Raw genomic sequence first — 17,629 nt, 5'->3', positions numbered from 1 at the left:
GATATTCAGTTATAAGAGGAGATGAAGACTATGATGATTTCAACCAAGGGGCGCTATGCCCTAAGTACTTTAATCGATATCGCAAAAAATCAGGATGAGAACAGTCCTGTTTCCATAAAGGAAATGGCGGAGCGGCAAGGCATTTCCTTGAAATATCTTGAACAGATTATTTCCCTGATGGTAAAAGGAAAGCTCTTAAAAAGTGTGCGTGGAGCAAAGGGAGGCTATCTTCTCTCTCGAGACGCCAAGGATATTCTTGTGGGAGAAATTTTAAATGCTGCAGAGGGAACGCTCGCACCGGTAGATTGTGTCAGAGACGGTGTAAGCTGTGAAAAATCTGCATCCTGTCCAACTTTCCCCCTCTATAAGGAAATAGAAGATGCCATTTATTCCGTGGTAAATCGCTATACACTCTGGGATCTTGTGAAAAGCAGCAAGGCTTAAAAAAACTGTGCTTTCCGCTTCTTTTATGCTATAGTAAATGGTATGTTTCGCTCGAAATATGAGCCATTTCGTAAACAAAATATCGCACACTTTCTGTACGATACACATTATGAATTAAATGGAGAGTCTATGAAGTTAATCAGTTTTGCCATTCCTTGCTACAACTCTTCCGCCTACATGGGAAAATGCATCGAAAGCATTCTTCCCGCAGGGGACGAAGTGGAAATCCTCATTGTGGACGACGGTTCCCAGAAAGACAATACCTTAGAAATCGCAAAGGAATATGAGAAAAAATATCCTACTATCTGTAAGGCAATTCATCAAGAAAATGGCGGTCACGGGGAAGCCGTGAATACCGGCTTGAGAAATGCGAGCGGCCTTTATTTCAAGGTCGTAGACTCCGATGACTGGTTGGATTCCGAGGTTCTTTTAGAGATTCTGGAAAAAATCAGAAACATTACTCTTTCCGGAGACAGCATTGACCTGTTCGTTGCGAACTTCGTCTACGACAAAGTAGGACAGGAAAATAAAAAAGTAATGTCCTACGGCAACGCCTTCCCGGAAGAAAAAATTTTCGGCTGGAATGAAATGAAGCGCTTTAATCTGGGGCAGTATATCCTGATGCATTCCGTAATTTACCGTACGAAACTCCTTCGTGATGCCGGTCTTGTCCTTCCGAAGCACACCTTCTATGTGGATAATCTTTTTGTTTATCTTCCGCTCCCCCATGTGAAGAAGATTTATTATTGCAACAAAAACCTCTATCACTACTATATCGGTAGAGACGATCAGTCTGTCAACGAAACCGTAATGATTGGAAGACTGGATCAGCAGTTTAGAGTCAATCGTCTGATGATAGACTCTTGTGATGTCATGAAGGTACAGCCGAAGAAGCTCCGGAACTATATGATTCTCTATTTGGAAATCATCACGACAGTGTCTTCCGTACTTTCCATTAAGTCGGAAAACGAAGAAAATATGGAGCGAAAGAAAGAGCTTTGGAACTATCTTAAGAAAGAACATTTCCCGTTGTGGCTCCGTATGCGCTCAAGTTTCCTCGGTCAAGGTGTAAATCTTCCCGGGAAAATCGGAAACAAGCTGACCATTTTAGCTTACCGCTTAAGCAGAAAGTTCTATGGCTTTAACTAAAAGCTGAAGAGAAGCAAAAACCGGCTTTGCATGGTAAAATCATCCTTGCAGAGCCGCTTTCTTTTTACTAAAAAAGAAAGCAAATCAGAACGAAATCAAAATGATAAAGAAATTGTAATCTTTGTAAACGAGGTAAAAAATGAAACTTGCCATCATCACCGGCGCATCCAGAGGAATAGGAAGATCTGCAGCAAAGGCCTTTGCCAAAGAGGGGTATACTCTGCTTTTAAACTGCGAGAAAAATATAGCCTTACTGAAAGAATTAAAGACGGAAATCGAAGGGAGTTTCCCCGAGTCTCAACTTGCGAAAAGACGAGTCTACGATGAAAAATGCACGGTAGATAAACCCTCCCCCATTGAAATCACTCTAAAAGAGGGAAGCTTTTCCTCCGCATTCTTGGAAGGCTATTTTCATGCTAAAGAAACAGAACGCGTAGAAATAGACGAGCTGGTCTTAATCATCAATCAGGGAAAGTCCGTCTTGCGTCTTACGCAAGAGTATAGTGCCGATGAAACCGACAGTCTCCTTCAGGCAAATCTCTTGGAACCCTTTCAACTCGTGCAACGCATGATTCCTTATCTGCTCCGTGCGAAAGAAGGACGGATTCTTTTCAGTTCCTCCGTCTGGGGAAATGTCGGCGCCTCCATGGAAAGCTTATATTCCCTCACAAAGGGAGGCATCAACAGCTTTGTGAAAGCACTCGGAAAAGAACTTGCGCCTTCGCACATCGCTGTAAATGCAGTCGCTTTCGGTGCGATAGACACCGACATGAACGCCTGGCTTACAGAGGAAGAGCGAAGCAGTCTGGAAGAAGAAATTCCCTACGGCAGAATGGCAACAGTAGAGGAAGCCGCCGATTTCCTGCTTCTTCTTTCCAAAGCGCCGCTCTATCTCACCGCACAGGTCATTCCATTTGACGGTGGATGGATATAGCTTAAGCACAAAACTTTACACTCTCGTAGATTCATTCTCGTGGTGATGCAAAACACTTGTGTATATTTCACATTTTCTATATAATCAACAACAGATGTTAAGCTTCAGCTGAATAAACTGAAGTTTATGATTTTCGAAACAGGATTCCATCAGGACGTAAATTTACGTAAAAGGTGACGCCATCATGATTCATTATCAATTTTGTCAGATGTAAACATAGGACGATATTTTCTAAGCCGGCATAGTGTTTTACCATGTCTTTGCCCCATCTCAAGTGGGTATCGTTCTTTTCTTATGCGAAAGGACAGTTGATAGTGATGAAAAAATTGAATAAAGAGCTTTATAGAACCCCTTTTTCTGTTGGAAAAAAATGGTTTCTTGTTTCTATGATTTCCATGGTGATTTTAAGTGCCTATAATCTGATTATTTCATGGCTGCTCCAAAAAATCATCGATCTTGCAGCCGGAATAGATAAAACTCCCTTTTATCAGCTGGCACTCGTTTCTCTTCTTTCTTTTCTTGTATTTATTGTCTTCTACTTTATATTTCGATATGCTCACCCTAAATTTTTACAGACATTGTCTACTTCTTACAAGGACTTGCTGTTTGCAAAAATTCTTCGAAATAATAGTAGAATGGTTTCAGAAATCGGAAGCGGACAATTTCTTTCAAAACTCAGCAACGATTTGAAATCCATTGAAGAGCATTATTTTGATTTTTATATTACTCTGATCGATATCGGAATCAGTTTCGTCGGAGCCATCGTTTTAATGCTTTTGTACAGCCCTGTACTTACCATGGCAGCTATTGCATTATCCATATTGCCTCTACTCGTATCCATTCCGGCTTCAAAGGAAGTTGCGAAAACCGAAAAAAATCTTTCCAAGGAAAATGCCGGATTTATGGAATTTATGAGAGATACCCTTTCCGGATATTCCGTAATCAAAAGTTTTCAAGCGGAATCCGAACTGGAAAGCCGTTTTCATGAGGAAAATGTAAAAATTGAAAAAGCAAAATTCCTTCGCAGATTTGCAGAGGAAAATATCAATCTCCTTTCCACCGCTGCAAGCGTAGTGATGAGACTGGGTGTATTTCTTTTCGGAGCCTGGCTATCCTTATCGAATCCGCATGTTACCCCGGGCATTGTGCTCGTCTTCCTTCAGCTGGTTACCTTTGTTATCACTCCAATAGAAAAAATACCTTCTCTCTTTGCAAATCGTCAAGCGGCACGCTCTCTGATTGCACAAACTGCTGAACTTCTTTATGAGAAACCTGATGAACAAGAAAAAACAGAAATCCATTCTCTAAAATCGGCAATTGAAATTCAAAACCTTTCTTTTTCTTATGAAGCTAGTGAAAAAGCACTCCGAAACGTCTCTTTGACTTTTCATGCCGGAAAAAAATATGCCATTGTCGGCACTTCCGGTTCGGGAAAGTCCACATTATTTAAACTGTTGACCAAATACAGCAGCGAATACGACGGCAATATTCTATTTGACGGAATAGACTTAAGAAATATCACTTATTCCTCCCTTTCAAAGAGTATTTCTACGGTGCAGCAAAATGTTTTTGTTTTCCATGACAGCATTTATAACAATATTTGCCTGTATAAAAACATAGCAGAAAAGGAATTTGACTATGTGATTCAAAAATCCGGACTTTCCTCCCTTATTCAGCAAAAAGGAAAAGACTTCTCTTGCGGAACAAACGGAAATAAACTCTCCGGTGGAGAAAAGCAACGCATTTCCATTGCACGGGCACTACTTAGAAATGCATCCATTTTACTCATGGATGAGGCAAGTTCCGCATTAGATGAAAAAACGGCAGATGAAATCATGCATTCCATTTTGGATATGCCCGATACCACAAGCCTTGTTATTACACATCGTTTAAATAGTACGCTGCTTAAAAAATATGATGGGATTTTTGTTCTGCATCACGGAAAAATAGTCGAATTTGGAGCTTTTGATGAACTCATGAAAAATAAAGGCCTGCTTTATTCCCTAATTCTGCTTTCCCAAAGCTAAAGAATATAGTAGCTAAAGGATATAACTATCCCAAAGCCACATCCAATGCCATCATGACGGTAAATCCAACAGCGAAGAGCAGCACTCCCCAGTTCGAGTGCTCCCCTTCCGCGGTTTCCGGAATCAACTCTTCGACAACCACATAAATCATCGCTCCTGCCGCGAAAGAGAGAAAGTAAGGCATAAGCGGAGAAAATATCGGTGCAAAAAGGAGCATAAGAACGGCTGCAACCGGCTCTACCGCTCCGGAAAGAACACCATTCACGAAAGCCTTATGTTTATTCTGTCCATTTGCGTGTAGGGGCATGGAAATAATCGCCCCTTCCGGAAAGTTTTGAATGGCAATACCGATGGAAAGCGCAAGTGCCGCACCAAGCGAGAGGCCTACATCTCCGGTAAGCATTCCGGCATATACTACTCCTACCGCCATTCCTTCCGGAATATTGTGAATCGTTACCGCGAGGAGCATCATGGTTGTACGCTGAAAAGAACTCCTTGGCCCCTCCGCCTTTTCCGCATGGAGATGAAGATGCGGGATCAGCTTATCTAAAGCGAAGAGAAAGAACGTTCCAATCCAAAAACCGATAACCGCCGGAAGAAAAGCGAGTCGTCCAAGACTGCTGCTCTCTTCCATTGCCGGAATCAGTAAACTCCAGATGGATGCCGCAACCATTACTCCTGCCGCAAACCCCGTTAAGCCCTTCTCTATATCGGGAGGAATCACGGGTGCATTTCCCCCTGTAGTCTTATTTCCCTTCAAAAAATACACGCAGGCGGAACCAAGGCTCGTACCCACGAACGGAATCAAAATTCCCAAAGCAATATATTTACCATCCATTCTTATTCTTTCCTTTACTATTGTCTTTTTTTGTAACGAAGAATCTGTATTTTCTATAAGCAACCACTTTGCCATATGCACGCTACTTTTCTGTCATTTCACTGCAAACATGGAAATCGTTATAGATTCTCTATTTGTACAAAATTAGATACAATATACAATATACATTCGGTAAACACAAGAATTTTTTTATAGAAATGAAATGGTAAAAAATGAGATAGAAAAAAGAATAGAATACTGAAATCCGCAAACAAAATAGCTGATCCTTAAAAAAAATACGTATCGTGTATTTCCGCACGATACGCATTTAGCAACAGAATTTTCAATTTTTTCGATTTTTTTGATTTCTATTTCCTATTTCCTCCAGCCATCTCTTTTAAAACTTCAGGCGCATCTGATACCACTCTACATTCCCGTGTACCGATTCGGAAAGTCCTTCCGAAGAGAAACCGAGCCGTGCATAAAAGGGGATTTTTTCTTTCTTACAGGTAAGAACCAGCCCCTCTCTTCCCTCTTCTTTTGCCATCCGGATGAACTCTGTAAGCATCTTCGTAGCAATCCCTCTCCTTTGATAAGCGGGAACCGTATTCACTCCGAAAATCATCTGCCACTTTCCTTCTTCTTGATGAAGTTCCGCTTTCTCATACATTTCATCCGTTAAATCCATATCATCGGTACAAAATCCGTCCACAAAGGAAATGAGCTGATCCTCTTTATACAAAAGGAGAAAATGATTTCCGTAGAACTGTAATCTCTCCCGAAAGCTATCTTCCGTTGCCGCTTCCAAAGGCGGGAAACATTCCTTTTCCACATAAGACACTGCAAAAAGGTCTTCCATGCTCCCTTTTCTTAAACTCCAGTTCTCTTCCGTAAATCCCAAATCTCTCAACCATGAACAACCAAACCGTGAACTATCCATTATTTCTCCTGTAAACTCATCTTTTTCATCCAATTCTTACCGTCCACAAAACGAGAAACCATGAAGGATACCACATAATCTCCGGCTGCATTAATCATGGTTGCCGGAGGGTCAATCAGGTTCCCTATAGCCACAAGAATAGGAAATGCCAGTTCCATATTGTTCGGGAAGAAAATCGAAGCAATAATGTATTCTCCTATATATCCGCCTCCCGGAACGCCACTCATGCCGACAGAGGACAGTACTGCAACAAGAACAATAGCCGGAAGCTCGGAAAAATGTACCGGTGTTCCGAGTGCTCCCATTACAAAAACAATCTTTAAAACACAGGAAAAGCAGGAGCCGTCCATGTGCATGGTTGCTCCCAAGGGAATCACAATATCCGAAACATCCTTGGAAATGCCGCTTTCCGCCGCAGCCTCCATATTGGTCGGAATGGTGGCCACGGAAGAGCAGGTTCCAAGAGACACAACGGCAGGCTTTAAAATGTGGCGGAACATCATTTTCACCCCATCCGTTCCGGCACCGATATAGGCCATAATCGGGAAGGCCGTGAAAATGTAGATAAAGCAGACCGGATAGTAAAGAAGCAAAGCTCTCGCGTAGCTTTCCGTAATCTGCGATCCGTAGGTCGCAACCAGATCTGCAAAGATGGCAAAAAAGGCAATGGGAGCATAGTAGGTTACAATCTGTACAAACTTCATCATCACGGCGGTAAGACTGTCCAAAAACTCCGCCACCTTCTTTCCCGCTTCTCCACTCAAATTCACGGAAAAACCGAAGAGCAGGGAAAAAATAATCAGAGGAAGCATCGCCTTACGGGAAAGCAGCATGGAAAAGTCTTCCACCGTAAAGAAATTCAGCACCATTTCCGTCATGCTAGCGTGCTCTCCGACTTCTCCTTTGGGTAAATTAGCCCAGGCAGCAGTCACAGGCGGAAATATTTGACAAAGTAGAAAATAAACGATTGCGGCAAAGGCTCCGGTAAGTACAAAGCTGATAATGGTAACCATCATGATTTTCCCGGCTCTTTTTCGACTCTTGGTTCCTGCAACCGCTCCGGCAATCGAAGCAAAGACCATAGGTACCACGATACAGAACATCATACGGATAAATAAGGTTCCGAGGAACGCAATCGAATGGGAAAAGCCCGGTGCCAGTGCTCCCGTAACTGCGCCAAATATCATGGATAAAAGTAAGATAATTAAAAAGCGATAATTATTCGCTACAGATTTTGCCTTCATGTGTTTCTCCTTTTTTATTTTTTCCCAGTATAGCACCGGTACTACAAAAAAATGTAGCTCCGATTTCATTTTTTATCAACACACAAAATCTTTACTCTACGGTTAAGAATCGGAAAATCCCGGGGAAGCTTCTGTCAATTTCGGGGTGAAACTGAATCCCCAGCACCTTCTCCCCGTACTCTATCGCTTCGATCGTCCCGTCCTCACTGTGCCCTACGACTTTCAGCTCTTCCGAAGGCTCCGTAATCCGATAATTATGCATACTTGCGCCTTTAATCTCCTTTTCCGGAAAATACTTCCGAAGAACCGAGTCCTCCGAAATCGTGATTTTGTGTTTAACCAAGTCTTCCTCACCACGATTCGGATTCAATTTCCAGTGCTCTTTCACGGGCTCTACAAAGAAGTATTTTTCCTTCTTCATTTCCGTATAGACTTCCAGAATACTCTTTCCGGGTCGGTTTTTCTGCTCTCTTTTCGCAATAAAATAACTGTGTATTGCCTGCATGCCGAGGCATACTCCGAGGAGCCTTTTTCCGCTTCTTAGTGCATAATCGATGACCTGAAAGTGATACGGGAAAATGCGTTTTCCTCCGCAGATTAGGAAGCTGTCGCAGACTTCCAGTGCTTCTTCCGAAAGAAATCCGCCTACGTTTAAGATTCCAAGCGGAAGGCCTCCATTTTCCGTAATACGCCTGGTGTAAAGTTCTATGAAGTTTGAACAATCATGGTACGGATTCTCCGTTTCCAGTAAACTCGATGAGGGAACGATTCCAACTTTTTTCATTCTATTCCTACTCCTTGTAAAAAAAAAGCTAAGTTGTGTTTTAGTACTATAGCACAACTTAGCTTTTCATAAGAAACTATTTACTTAAAAATCATTTTTAAAAAACAGCCGAATGTTCTTAAATCCTATTCTTCGTCTTCCTTCACCAGGGTTTTACTCATCTTGGTACGAACATCGTAGAACAGCATAAAAGCAACCAATGCAAAGCCCAAGTAGCCGTTAAGACCATAGAGCACATTAACCAAATCCTTATACGGTAGAAAGCAGGCAATCACACAACCGATAATCCCGAGTACCACAGTATAAATCTTATATTTCTTGGTTCCCTCTTTCTCAATTCTTCCGATACTGGTCCAAAGAAGAGGTACGGATGTCGTATAAATACCGCAGAAAATGATGACTGCAAAAAATCCTGCCAAAGCCGGAGAAATCTTATTTGCTAAAATCAAAGCCGGAATATCCGCCTGTGCGGTAACGTCAATATGGGCAAGCAATGCTACACTGGCAATCACCATGGTGCCCATAATAAAAATCGCAGAGAAAAGCATCCCGATGTTTACTTCTTTTACCCGGTTTTTCGCCCCGATTTCCGCGAGGAAACTGGCAAACCAAAGGAGCATAAAGCCTGCATAGGAGGCACCGGAGAGGAAGGGATTTCCATTTCCGACCTGCGTAATTTTGTACAGATTATTATCTACCGCTTTAATATTCTCCGAGATATTTGCTGCACCGTTAAAAATACTGATAACCGATACAATCAGAATGAATAAAACAATAACCGGACCAACCTTTCCCAAAGTTTGAATCACGCCGTCCAATCCGAAAATCACTGTCGCAATAACAAAAACGGAAAGAATGATTGCTCCCGCACCGTTCGGAAGTCCCCACTGTTGCTGTGCCGTAGCATTGGCTCCACCGCACATTACGATAAAGCAAACATAGCAAAAGAATGCAGAGAAGTAGTCAAAGAAGCCACCGATATATTTTCCACAATAATGCTTATAAATATCTCCTCCTCTTTCCAACTTTAATCTACTTCCGTTTGTTGCAAAAGATAAATCCGTATAAATATAAATTGCTGCATTAACCGCAATAACTATCCCAAGCTGTGATCCATAAGATGCTACATACTGGATAATTTCCTGCATGGTAGCAAAGCCGGCCCCGATATAGAATGCAATACAGGCTCCGCAGAAACTCAGCACCTTTGTAAATCGCACACTCTTATTTTCCATTCACTTACTCCTTATCTACTTTTTCAATTGCTTACTTACGGTACAAAGACCGCTATACTCCCCTTAGCTTCTCCCGAATTTTGGGCACAAAAATAAGTGTGCTGCAAGAATGCTCTGCAAACCTGCAGCGGCACTTATCTTATTCTTACTGATTACCTCTTACAAAGCGAGTAATATTTCCTTTATGTCCATTAAGAGATATATCCCTTAGCCTTCAACTCAGCCTCGGACTTCTCCAAATTTGCTTCGGAGATACGAATAATCGGCCCTGTACAGCCCATTCCGGATTCCGCATAAATTCCGAGTTTCCAGAGACAACGAACAGCATCATCGAGGTCTGTAACCTCAATACCGTAAACTGCAGCGGTTACAATTTCCTTTGGAGGCTCCTTCACATCCTCACCGCTATCCTTCGGCTTATTTGCCTCGCGAATCTCAGCAAGAATATCATCCAAGCCGGCTCTCTTCGCCTTCTTAAACTCTTCTTTAGCCACTTCGAAAACCTTGCCCTTAATCAAGTCTCCGGCAAAACGCAGTGCATTGGCAACAACGGGAGCTCCGGAAGCACGGGAGATAATCATAACCAGCTTCTCGTAGTTTTCTCCAATACCGGGGCCATATCCGAAGCCCTGTGCTTCATAGGAACCGCCTGTTGTATAAGAAGACAGCATCTTGGAAAGCACATTTCCGGTTAAAGAATCCGTTACCAGGATGTCCGGTGTACCGCGAAGAACATCGTTTCCTCTCATAACACATCCGCCATCAGAACGGGAAGACTCTGCAAAATGAATGGGATAACCGTTCGCTTGAAGCTTCTTTAAAGCCTTCTCTGTCTGTCTTGCACCGTCTACATTTAAGATTCCGATAGTCGGCTCGGCGTAGCCGCAAGCCTTTGCGGTAATGATACCGTAAATAGCATTCTTCACCATACCTTCGATACGATCCGTACTGGATGTACCGGTGGTATTGGCAATAAACATTTCCTTACCGATTCCCGGCGTTACAGCACGTCCTACAGTAGATACCCCGATAGGGAACGGATAGTGCATGGTTACCGCACCGTCAATCTTCTTCTCACTAAGAAGCTCGTCCATCTTATCATGGCCTGCTTCATCATCCGGAACTTCAACGGTTTCTACCAGTTCATGCTTTAAGGAACCGATATAAACCACATCCACGCCGTCTCTTGCCGCAGCTACTGCAGCCTGCATGGAATTTTCCTCTCCATGCTCGGAACCCATACCTGTTAAAGCAATACGCGGCTTTTTCCCGAAAGAACCGGTTTCTAAGCCCTCTGCCATGGCTAAAAAGGTATCGGCAATCAGTTCTTTAATTTCCTTAGCCATTCTACCCTTCCTTTCTTATTCCTGATTTCCCAAAATGGAAGCAGCAAAATCCTTCATAGACTTAGCAATCATAGAGCGAACTTCTTCCTCTGAAACTGCTCCTGTTCCCTTTCCGGTATTCTTCTGAATAATGAAGGAAACACCGTCAAAAAGGTTTGTCATTCTTCCCAGGAAGAGTGATCCCTTACCGATAATCATAGCCTTGTTCATCTTTCCGGCTTCGATATCTTCCTTAGCGAATCCTACGAACGGTACACCGGACGGAATATGACCCTGTGTCGGAGCATAACCGATGAGGCCTTTCTCTTCAGTGAAATTAGCAAGATCTGCCTTATCAAGCCATCCCTTCTTTACAGCAAGTGCGGCAATCATCTTGTAGTTTGCCATCGGCACATCTCCTGCACCTGCCGGCTTTGTAATATCGGCATTCTGCATCTCCGGAGAGAATTTGTCGATGTCCTTTACAGTCAGTCCTGCGCGCTCAAGCGGATCGGCTACAAGAGAACCGATTACGTTCTGCGGAGCGGCACCGGTTCCTACAGTGTGACGACCAATGATATCCAGATTGATTTCAGCGGACTTGCCGTCATTTTCGGAAACGATAATACAGAAGGAAGCAAGGCAATCCTCCAGCATCGGGAGTTCCTTCTTCACATGATCTTTACCGTTCATGGCAAGCTTCGGTACGCAACCGCCACCGATTACGGCAACAGTATGGAATGCACCTGCTTTAACTAAAGCGGCAGCTTCAATCATGGCATGGGACGGCCCTGCACAGAAGCCTCTTGCATCGGATCCGGTTGCATTCTGGAGTCCTGCAATTTCCGCAGCTGCCTTCGCAAAGTTTCCGCCGCCACGCTGGTTTACATCACCGCAGGCTTCCTCGGAACAGTCAATAACATACTCGATTTCATTGGCATTTACACCGGAGTGCTTTAAGGAATGTAAAATAGCAAGAACAGAACTTGCTTTGTTCATGATATTCTCAAGCATTACTTCCGCAGATAAGTTTACGTCGATATCATGTGCTCTCTTTACACAACCGATGAGCGCACCTTCGTAAAATAAAGGCTCAGCTTCATGTCTGTCTACAAAGCCCTGAATTTCGGAAAGCTCAGCACCCTCTGTTACACGATTTAAGATTTCTTCAGTAATAACAGGATCCTTTGCAAGCTCAGGCTTATGCTTTGCTACAAAGCCTTTCTCAAGATATACAACTTCGAAACAGTCGCAAGCCTGTGCAAGAAGCAGGAACTCCGCCTCCGGCATAATCTCACCGAACTTACCGTAACGGCTCGCGCCCTCTACTTTTTTATCATAGTAAGGGAACTCCACTCCTTTTAACTCTTCCGGAGTCTTGTTTCCGATATAAACCTGATTCGGCCAATACGCCACGCAATCCTCAAAGGAACGAACATGCTTTCCCATCTCCTTTAAGAACTCTCCATCCGGATTTACTACTCTCTCCGTTGCAATGGTGGAACCATGCTGCAACATCAGTCCCGGTGTGTAATTTAAGCAATATCCAACGCCTTTAATAATACTATTCATATGAATTCCCTCTTTAAAGAATATAAACTTACCATTTCGTGACGGAGATGAAAGAACCCTGCGGGCTTTCATCCTCAATGAGTCATTGCAACCGTGTATGCAACACTCTTTATAAATAAAATATAAAATTTGCTTTCGCTTCTTGTTATCCTGAACAATGAAGAGATGATGATGTGCTATTGATTTAGCTATTTTTTTGTAAACTTTGAGAAAAAAAGGGAGCCCGAAAAAGCTCCCCTATTTTTTAAAGGTACTTGCAATACTCAGAACGAATATTGTTCATTTCATTTACGATGTCATCAACATCTAAAACCATTTCCATCATGCTGACCTGGTCGTCATAAACGGCCTCATCAAACTCTGCTTTCAATTCCGGTTCGCAAACGTGATAAACTGTGAGTCCAAGCTGGACCCCTGTCAATGGACCTGCGAAGGTAGGATCACCTGCTGTAACGGTCTCTGCTGCAAGTCCTGCAGCCTCTCCCTCAGCAGCGCCAAGAACTACAACCAGATTCTCCGGTCCGAACTTCTCAGCAAAATCCTTTACTCTCTTCTGATTTTCCAAATCCATTGCGCCTGCGCTCGTTCAAACGAAGCATTCAGTGGAAGCGAAAACTACTTCTCCGCCGGCAGTCTCAACACAAGCCTGAATAGCTGGTCCTGGAACACCGTCACGGTCTCCGATGATGATTACTTTTTTACCCTTTAAAATAGCCATCTCTTCTCTCCTTTCTTGAAAAGTTTATATCGTAATGGCGAAATGCCAAATACGCGGTAATAAATTTAGGCATTTAATGCAACGTACTTCTCAACCATTGCCTTAATGGACTCTTCTGTTGCAGCATCCTTAACTAATTCTTCGACTTTCTGTCCGTCTTTATAAATAGCCATAACCGGAAGTCCGAGAATCTTCTGACCGATTGCCAGTCTTCTTGCCTTTGTAGTATTTAAGGAAGTAAACTTCAGCTTTCCGTCATACTGATCGGCTAAGGAGTGTACAAAAGGCATCAGTGCAGCACAAGGTACACAGCCATCTCCAAAGAAGTCTACAAACACATAACCTTCAGCCTTCAATACTTCCTCTTCAAAATTGTCCTTATTAACTTCTAACATAATTCCTCCTTTATCAACATAAACTATCTGATTTTAGATTTACACAAAGGTATTCGAGAAACTCTAAACAAAATGAAAATTACTCCATCTCATTGAGATACTTCTCAGCTTGCGTAGCTGCAATCGCACCGTCTGCCGCTGCGGTTACAACCTGTCTTAAGCTCTTCACACGAACATCGCCGACGGTGAATACACCGGGAATATTGGTGTGCATATCTTCGTCCGTAGGAATATATCCTCTCTCGTCCATCTTCAGGTTCGTGCCCTGGAAAAGCTCTGTAGTCGGGATTCTTCCGATGAAACCGAAAATACCGAACATACCGTCTTCTTCACTAGCCTCGAGTACCTGCTCTTCACCGGTAACGACATTCTTCACCTTGATTTTCTGTAAGATGTCATCTCCGGAAAGTTCCTCAACAACCGTATCCCACATAATGTGAAGCTTCTCGTTCTTGAAAGCCTTTTCCTGAATGGACTTAGCAGCTCTTAACTCATGTCTTCTATGAATGAGTGTAACAGAGCTTGCAAACTTGGTCAGGTACATTGCTTCTTCTACAGCGGAGTCTCCTCCACCCACTACGAATACCGGAAGCCCTTCAAAGAAGTTGGCATCACAGGTTGCGCAATAAGAAACACCCTTTCCAAGGAACTCCTGCTCACCCTTGCATCCGATAGGACGGGGATTCGCACCGGTAGCGATAATCAAGGTCTTTCCCTCATAGGTTCCGTTAACGCCGACAACCTTCTTTACATCGCCTTCCAATTCAACCGACTTGATCGTATCATGTACTCGATCGCATCCGAAGCGCTCAGCCTGCTCTGTCATTCTCTTAATAAGAGAGGGACCTGACTCACCTTCTACAATCTGTCCGGGATAGTTTTCAATAGAATCAGTAATCGCAATCTGTCCACCATCTTGTCCTTTTTCAATGATACAGGTGGAAAGTCTTGCTCTTCCTGCATACAAGCCTGCTGCAAGTCCTCCGGGACCGGCTCCTAAAATCAAAACATCATAAAGCTTTGACATAGTCTTCTGAATCTCCTTCCTTTTGCTTAAATGTATATTTTACTGCACTGCAGTGAATAACCCGAATTAAAATAGCAAATCTATTATACACTATAAGTTATGGTCATTAAAATAGATTTTCCGAATGCCAAATTTCTCTTATTCTATAATAGCTCGATATCGTTATCGCAAAAATCCATAATAGCCAATTATTTTAAAACCCGTTTGAATAAAATCCTTTGTGCCATAAGCACAAGGCCCTTTTTAAACGAGATATCGCACACTTTGCGCACGAAACTCATTAAGAATTTAAAGGGGCAGGAGCCCTGCCCCTCAAAATCCCGTCAACGAGATAGCGCATTCCACGCATTGCCCTCGTTATCAAACACAATTCACGGTAATTTCCGTATTATTGTCGAAAACAATTCTTACTTGAAGATTGTCTGCTTATCAACATCCACTGTAAGAGCATGCAGAGCCTTCTCTACGATCTTTCTTCTTAATGCCTTCTCTTCTTCAGGCTTTAAAGAAGGATTACCCAGCGGGTGCGGAATAGCAATCGCCGGAACAATACGGTTAGCACCTACTGTCATGGAGATAGGTGTAACTGTACATACATGCACAACAGGAATTCCTGTAGCTTCGATACCCTTAACCATCGTTGCACCGCAACGTGTACAGGTTCCTCACGTGCTGGTCAGAATGACAGCATCTACATGTGCAGCCTTCAGTTTAGCACCGATTTCCTCGGAGAACTTCTTAGCGGAAGCAACAGCTGTTCCGTTACCTACTGTGGTGTAGAAGTAATCGTAAAGCTTTCCGATCTTTCCTTCTTTTTCAAGGTCTCTCAAAACATCAACCGGAAGAACACGGTCTGCATCCTGGTTAGCGTAGCTGGGATCATATCCGCCGTGAGCAGTCTCATAAGTCTCTGCAGTAAGATCATTTACCCCTGCAATATTGTACTCGCCGTAACGAGTAGCGTTGGAAGACTCGATGTGGTCCGGATTTCCCTTCGGAACGATACCGCCGGAAGTAACCAGTGCGATGGTTGCCTTGGAAAGATCCTTAACAGCAGGCATCGGATCTACACGGTCGAAGGAAGGCATCGGATACTCGGTAGTGAATTCCTTACCTGCAATCTTTGCAAGAAGCATCTTAACCGCACGCTTGGAACCTCTCTCCTCTTCGAAGAAGTTTACACGAATTCCCTGCGGGATATATCCTTCTTCCTTGGAAGAACCGATCTTCTCTCCGCGAGCAATCTTTAAACCTAAGGGAGCCATCTTCTTAACGGCATCCTTCATACCGGCTGCACTGTTCTTTGTGGAAACAATGTAAATCTTGCTCTTCGCTTCATCAGCACCCGGGTTCTCAACATACATACCTGTGATAACAGGAATATGCAGCTCATCCTGTACTGCTGCAGCAATAGTAGCGCAGGCAAATCCGTAACGGCCGGCATTGAATGCAGGTCCTGCGATGAATAAATCCGGCTTAAGCTCAGCAACCTTCTTTAAGATTTCCGGCTTTACCTTATCGGTATTCTCACCAAAATAGCTGTCTCCGCAAACGATAGTGCCAATGATTTCAGCCTCGTCACCGAAAGCCTGCTGGAATGCAAGTCCCGGTCCCATGGGGCCCTCATGGTACTCCATTGGATAATCAGCCTTATCCTCTCCACCTACCTGAGCGAAGAACTGGTTAATATATTGTACAACTCTTAATTTTCCCATTTCTTTCTCCTTATCTTGCACTAAGCTTATTGAATCCTACCTCAGAAGTAGCACCGGTAATAACCTGTAACTCTACTTCCAAAGATCCGTCCGGCTTAAGTGTTGTATCACTTGCTCCTGCAATCTTGGTTACATAGTCCAATGTACCGATCAGCTTATCGAGCTTCGGAAGAGTAATTAACTGGTTAGCATTTCCTGCAGTTACCAGCGCATTGGCAGCCACGTCAGCATCGGCAAGGGACTGAGACTTTCCATCTCTTCCTGCGTACTCATCGGTAACGATAACGGTCTTGATGCCCTCTGCCTCGATCTTCTTGCAGTTCATGATAAGGTCAGTATCCGGGTTACCGAATCCTTCCTCAGTGATGATTACCGCATCTAAGTGAAGCATCTTGCAAAGCTTAGCAGTCTGGTTGGAGGAACGCTCTTTATCAGCGAGGTAAACGTTCTCGTTGGTAATGATATGTGCCACGAAATTGATGGTCTTACCATGCTCTTCGAACAGGTCCTCGACAACCGGGTTGTTCTCATGAACATAGGTCGGGTTCTTATCACAAGCGGATACGCAGTTTCCGGAAATGATAGCTCCATCCATACCCTCTGTCGGATAAAGAATGGTCGGAAGAATCTTCTTCGCATCTACACCGTATACATAGGTGTCATGAAGAAGTCCCTGAGACTGTAACATCTGAACATAACCAACTCTCGGAAGATTCGGATATGCATTTGCACCTTCAATAAGATCCAAAGTCTCATATACCTTTGTCTCATCAGGAGTTAACTCTTTTGCCTTCTCGGCAATAAAGGTAGCAGTCTTAAGTCCTGCCATACGAACAGCCTGCTCGTAAGCGTGGGATTCTGTACCCTCAACCGGCTTACATACACAAGTCAGGTTAATGGTCTTCGAGAACGGAGTATACTCTGCGCCAAGACCTGTCATGTCGATGATACCCTCCTGGAAACCAACGATCGGTCCTGCAGTAACCACTGCCATGCCCTTCAGGCAATAGGTCTTTCCGGAACCGACTGTTTCCACGGAAGAAACCACTCCCGGGAAAACACCGCCCTTTCCTTCAACCTTTACTCTGGGCTCAATAACATCCTTTACCGGAGTGATACGAACTGACTCGCCGGGTTTAGCGATGTCGAATTCCACTTCCTTAATCTTCTCTTCCGTAAGGAAGACCTCCGTAAGTTCCTTCTTCGACACATAGAGAACGTGGTCCTTAATCTCAGTTGTGTCTGCGAACTGGATGTCCTTGATGAAAATCTTACCTAATTCCAGTTTCACTTTTTGTACCTC

Annotated in this window: 16 protein-coding genes; 4 read left to right on the top strand and 12 right to left on the bottom strand. The window is 43.5% G+C overall.

Annotated features, from left to right (window positions below; translation table 11 throughout):
- Window positions 1-30 precede the first annotated feature (30 nt).
- From HMPREF9124_RS05080 to HMPREF9124_RS05065, 4 genes are all read left to right on the top strand, one after another.
- On the top strand, window positions 31-444 hold the full coding sequence (locus HMPREF9124_RS05080) for an RrF2 family transcriptional regulator (RefSeq protein WP_009429683.1): 414 nt from the start codon (window positions 31-33) through the stop codon (window positions 442-444).
- Between the two features lie 129 nt (window positions 445-573).
- The gene (locus HMPREF9124_RS05075; RefSeq protein WP_009428957.1) at window positions 574-1,593 is read left to right on the top strand and encodes a glycosyltransferase family 2 protein; all 1,020 of its coding nucleotides are present in this window, start codon (window positions 574-576) and stop codon (window positions 1,591-1,593) included.
- 139 nt (window positions 1,594-1,732) lie between these two features.
- Window positions 1,733-2,527 carry an SDR family NAD(P)-dependent oxidoreductase gene (locus tag HMPREF9124_RS05070; protein WP_009429359.1) on the top strand — a complete coding sequence of 265 codons (795 nt, stop codon included), beginning with the start codon at window positions 1,733-1,735 and terminating at the stop codon, window positions 2,525-2,527.
- A gap of 317 nt (window positions 2,528-2,844) precedes the next feature.
- A complete protein-coding gene (locus tag HMPREF9124_RS05065; protein ID WP_009428600.1) occupies window positions 2,845-4,554 on the top strand; it encodes an ABC transporter ATP-binding protein in 1,710 nt (569 codons plus the stop codon).
- A 25-nt stretch (window positions 4,555-4,579) separates the two neighbouring features.
- Here HMPREF9124_RS05065 and HMPREF9124_RS05060 read toward each other — a convergent pair whose 3' ends face one another.
- The 12 genes from HMPREF9124_RS05060 to HMPREF9124_RS04995 form a co-directional block, all read right to left on the bottom strand.
- Window positions 4,580-5,392, bottom strand: coding sequence for a ZIP family metal transporter (locus tag HMPREF9124_RS05060; protein WP_009429763.1), 813 nt, complete (start codon window positions 5,390-5,392; stop codon window positions 4,580-4,582).
- A 376-nt stretch (window positions 5,393-5,768) separates the two neighbouring features.
- The gene (locus HMPREF9124_RS05055) at window positions 5,769-6,311 is read right to left on the bottom strand and encodes a GNAT family N-acetyltransferase (protein ID WP_036597649.1); all 543 of its coding nucleotides are present in this window, start codon (window positions 6,309-6,311) and stop codon (window positions 5,769-5,771) included.
- Window positions 6,311-7,555: a dicarboxylate/amino acid:cation symporter gene (locus HMPREF9124_RS05050; protein ID WP_009428415.1), complete on the bottom strand. Its 1,245-nt coding sequence runs from the start codon at window positions 7,553-7,555 to the stop codon at window positions 6,311-6,313. The genes HMPREF9124_RS05055 and HMPREF9124_RS05050 overlap by 1 nt, the downstream gene beginning before the upstream one ends.
- Before the next feature lie 91 nt (window positions 7,556-7,646).
- Entirely contained in the window at window positions 7,647-8,339 is a 693-nt protein-coding gene (locus HMPREF9124_RS05045; RefSeq protein ID WP_009427904.1) for a gamma-glutamyl-gamma-aminobutyrate hydrolase family protein, read from the bottom strand.
- Between the two features lie 125 nt (window positions 8,340-8,464).
- Window positions 8,465-9,574, bottom strand: coding sequence for a YkvI family membrane protein (locus HMPREF9124_RS05040; protein WP_009429056.1), 1,110 nt, complete (start codon window positions 9,572-9,574; stop codon window positions 8,465-8,467).
- A 191-nt stretch (window positions 9,575-9,765) separates the two neighbouring features.
- The gene (gene grdD, locus HMPREF9124_RS05035; RefSeq protein WP_009428253.1) at window positions 9,766-10,920 is read right to left on the bottom strand and encodes a glycine/sarcosine/betaine reductase complex component C subunit alpha; all 1,155 of its coding nucleotides are present in this window, start codon (window positions 10,918-10,920) and stop codon (window positions 9,766-9,768) included.
- A 15-nt stretch (window positions 10,921-10,935) separates the two neighbouring features.
- Window positions 10,936-12,471, bottom strand: coding sequence for a glycine/sarcosine/betaine reductase complex component C subunit beta (grdC, locus tag HMPREF9124_RS05030; RefSeq protein WP_009427739.1), 1,536 nt, complete (start codon window positions 12,469-12,471; stop codon window positions 10,936-10,938).
- A gap of 244 nt (window positions 12,472-12,715) precedes the next feature.
- Window positions 12,716-13,189 carry a glycine/sarcosine/betaine reductase complex selenoprotein A gene (grdA, locus tag HMPREF9124_RS05025; RefSeq protein WP_081485007.1) on the bottom strand — a complete coding sequence of 158 codons (474 nt, stop codon included), beginning with the start codon at window positions 13,187-13,189 and terminating at the stop codon, window positions 12,716-12,718.
- A 65-nt stretch (window positions 13,190-13,254) separates the two neighbouring features.
- Complete coding sequence (gene trxA, locus HMPREF9124_RS05015; protein WP_009428576.1) at window positions 13,255-13,584, bottom strand: thioredoxin TrxA; 330 nt, start codon at window positions 13,582-13,584, stop codon at window positions 13,255-13,257.
- A 79-nt stretch (window positions 13,585-13,663) separates the two neighbouring features.
- A complete protein-coding gene (gene trxB, locus HMPREF9124_RS05010; protein ID WP_009429102.1) occupies window positions 13,664-14,611 on the bottom strand; it encodes a thioredoxin-disulfide reductase in 948 nt (315 codons plus the stop codon).
- Window positions 14,612-15,018: 407 nt separating this feature from the next.
- Complete coding sequence (gene grdB, locus HMPREF9124_RS05000; protein WP_083816304.1) at window positions 15,019-16,326, bottom strand: glycine reductase complex selenoprotein B; 1,308 nt, start codon at window positions 16,324-16,326, stop codon at window positions 15,019-15,021.
- A gap of 10 nt (window positions 16,327-16,336) precedes the next feature.
- Complete coding sequence (locus tag HMPREF9124_RS04995) at window positions 16,337-17,617, bottom strand: glycine/sarcosine/betaine reductase component B subunit (RefSeq protein ID WP_009429400.1); 1,281 nt, start codon at window positions 17,615-17,617, stop codon at window positions 16,337-16,339.
- Between the last annotated feature and the right edge of the window lie 12 nt (window positions 17,618-17,629).

The sequence above is a fragment of the Oribacterium sp. oral taxon 108 str. F0425 genome (genome assembly GCF_000214455.1).
GTDB classification, from domain to species: domain Bacteria; phylum Bacillota; class Clostridia; order Lachnospirales; family Lachnospiraceae; genus Oribacterium; species Oribacterium asaccharolyticum.
This window is presented reverse-complemented; position numbering and strand designations above follow the sequence as displayed.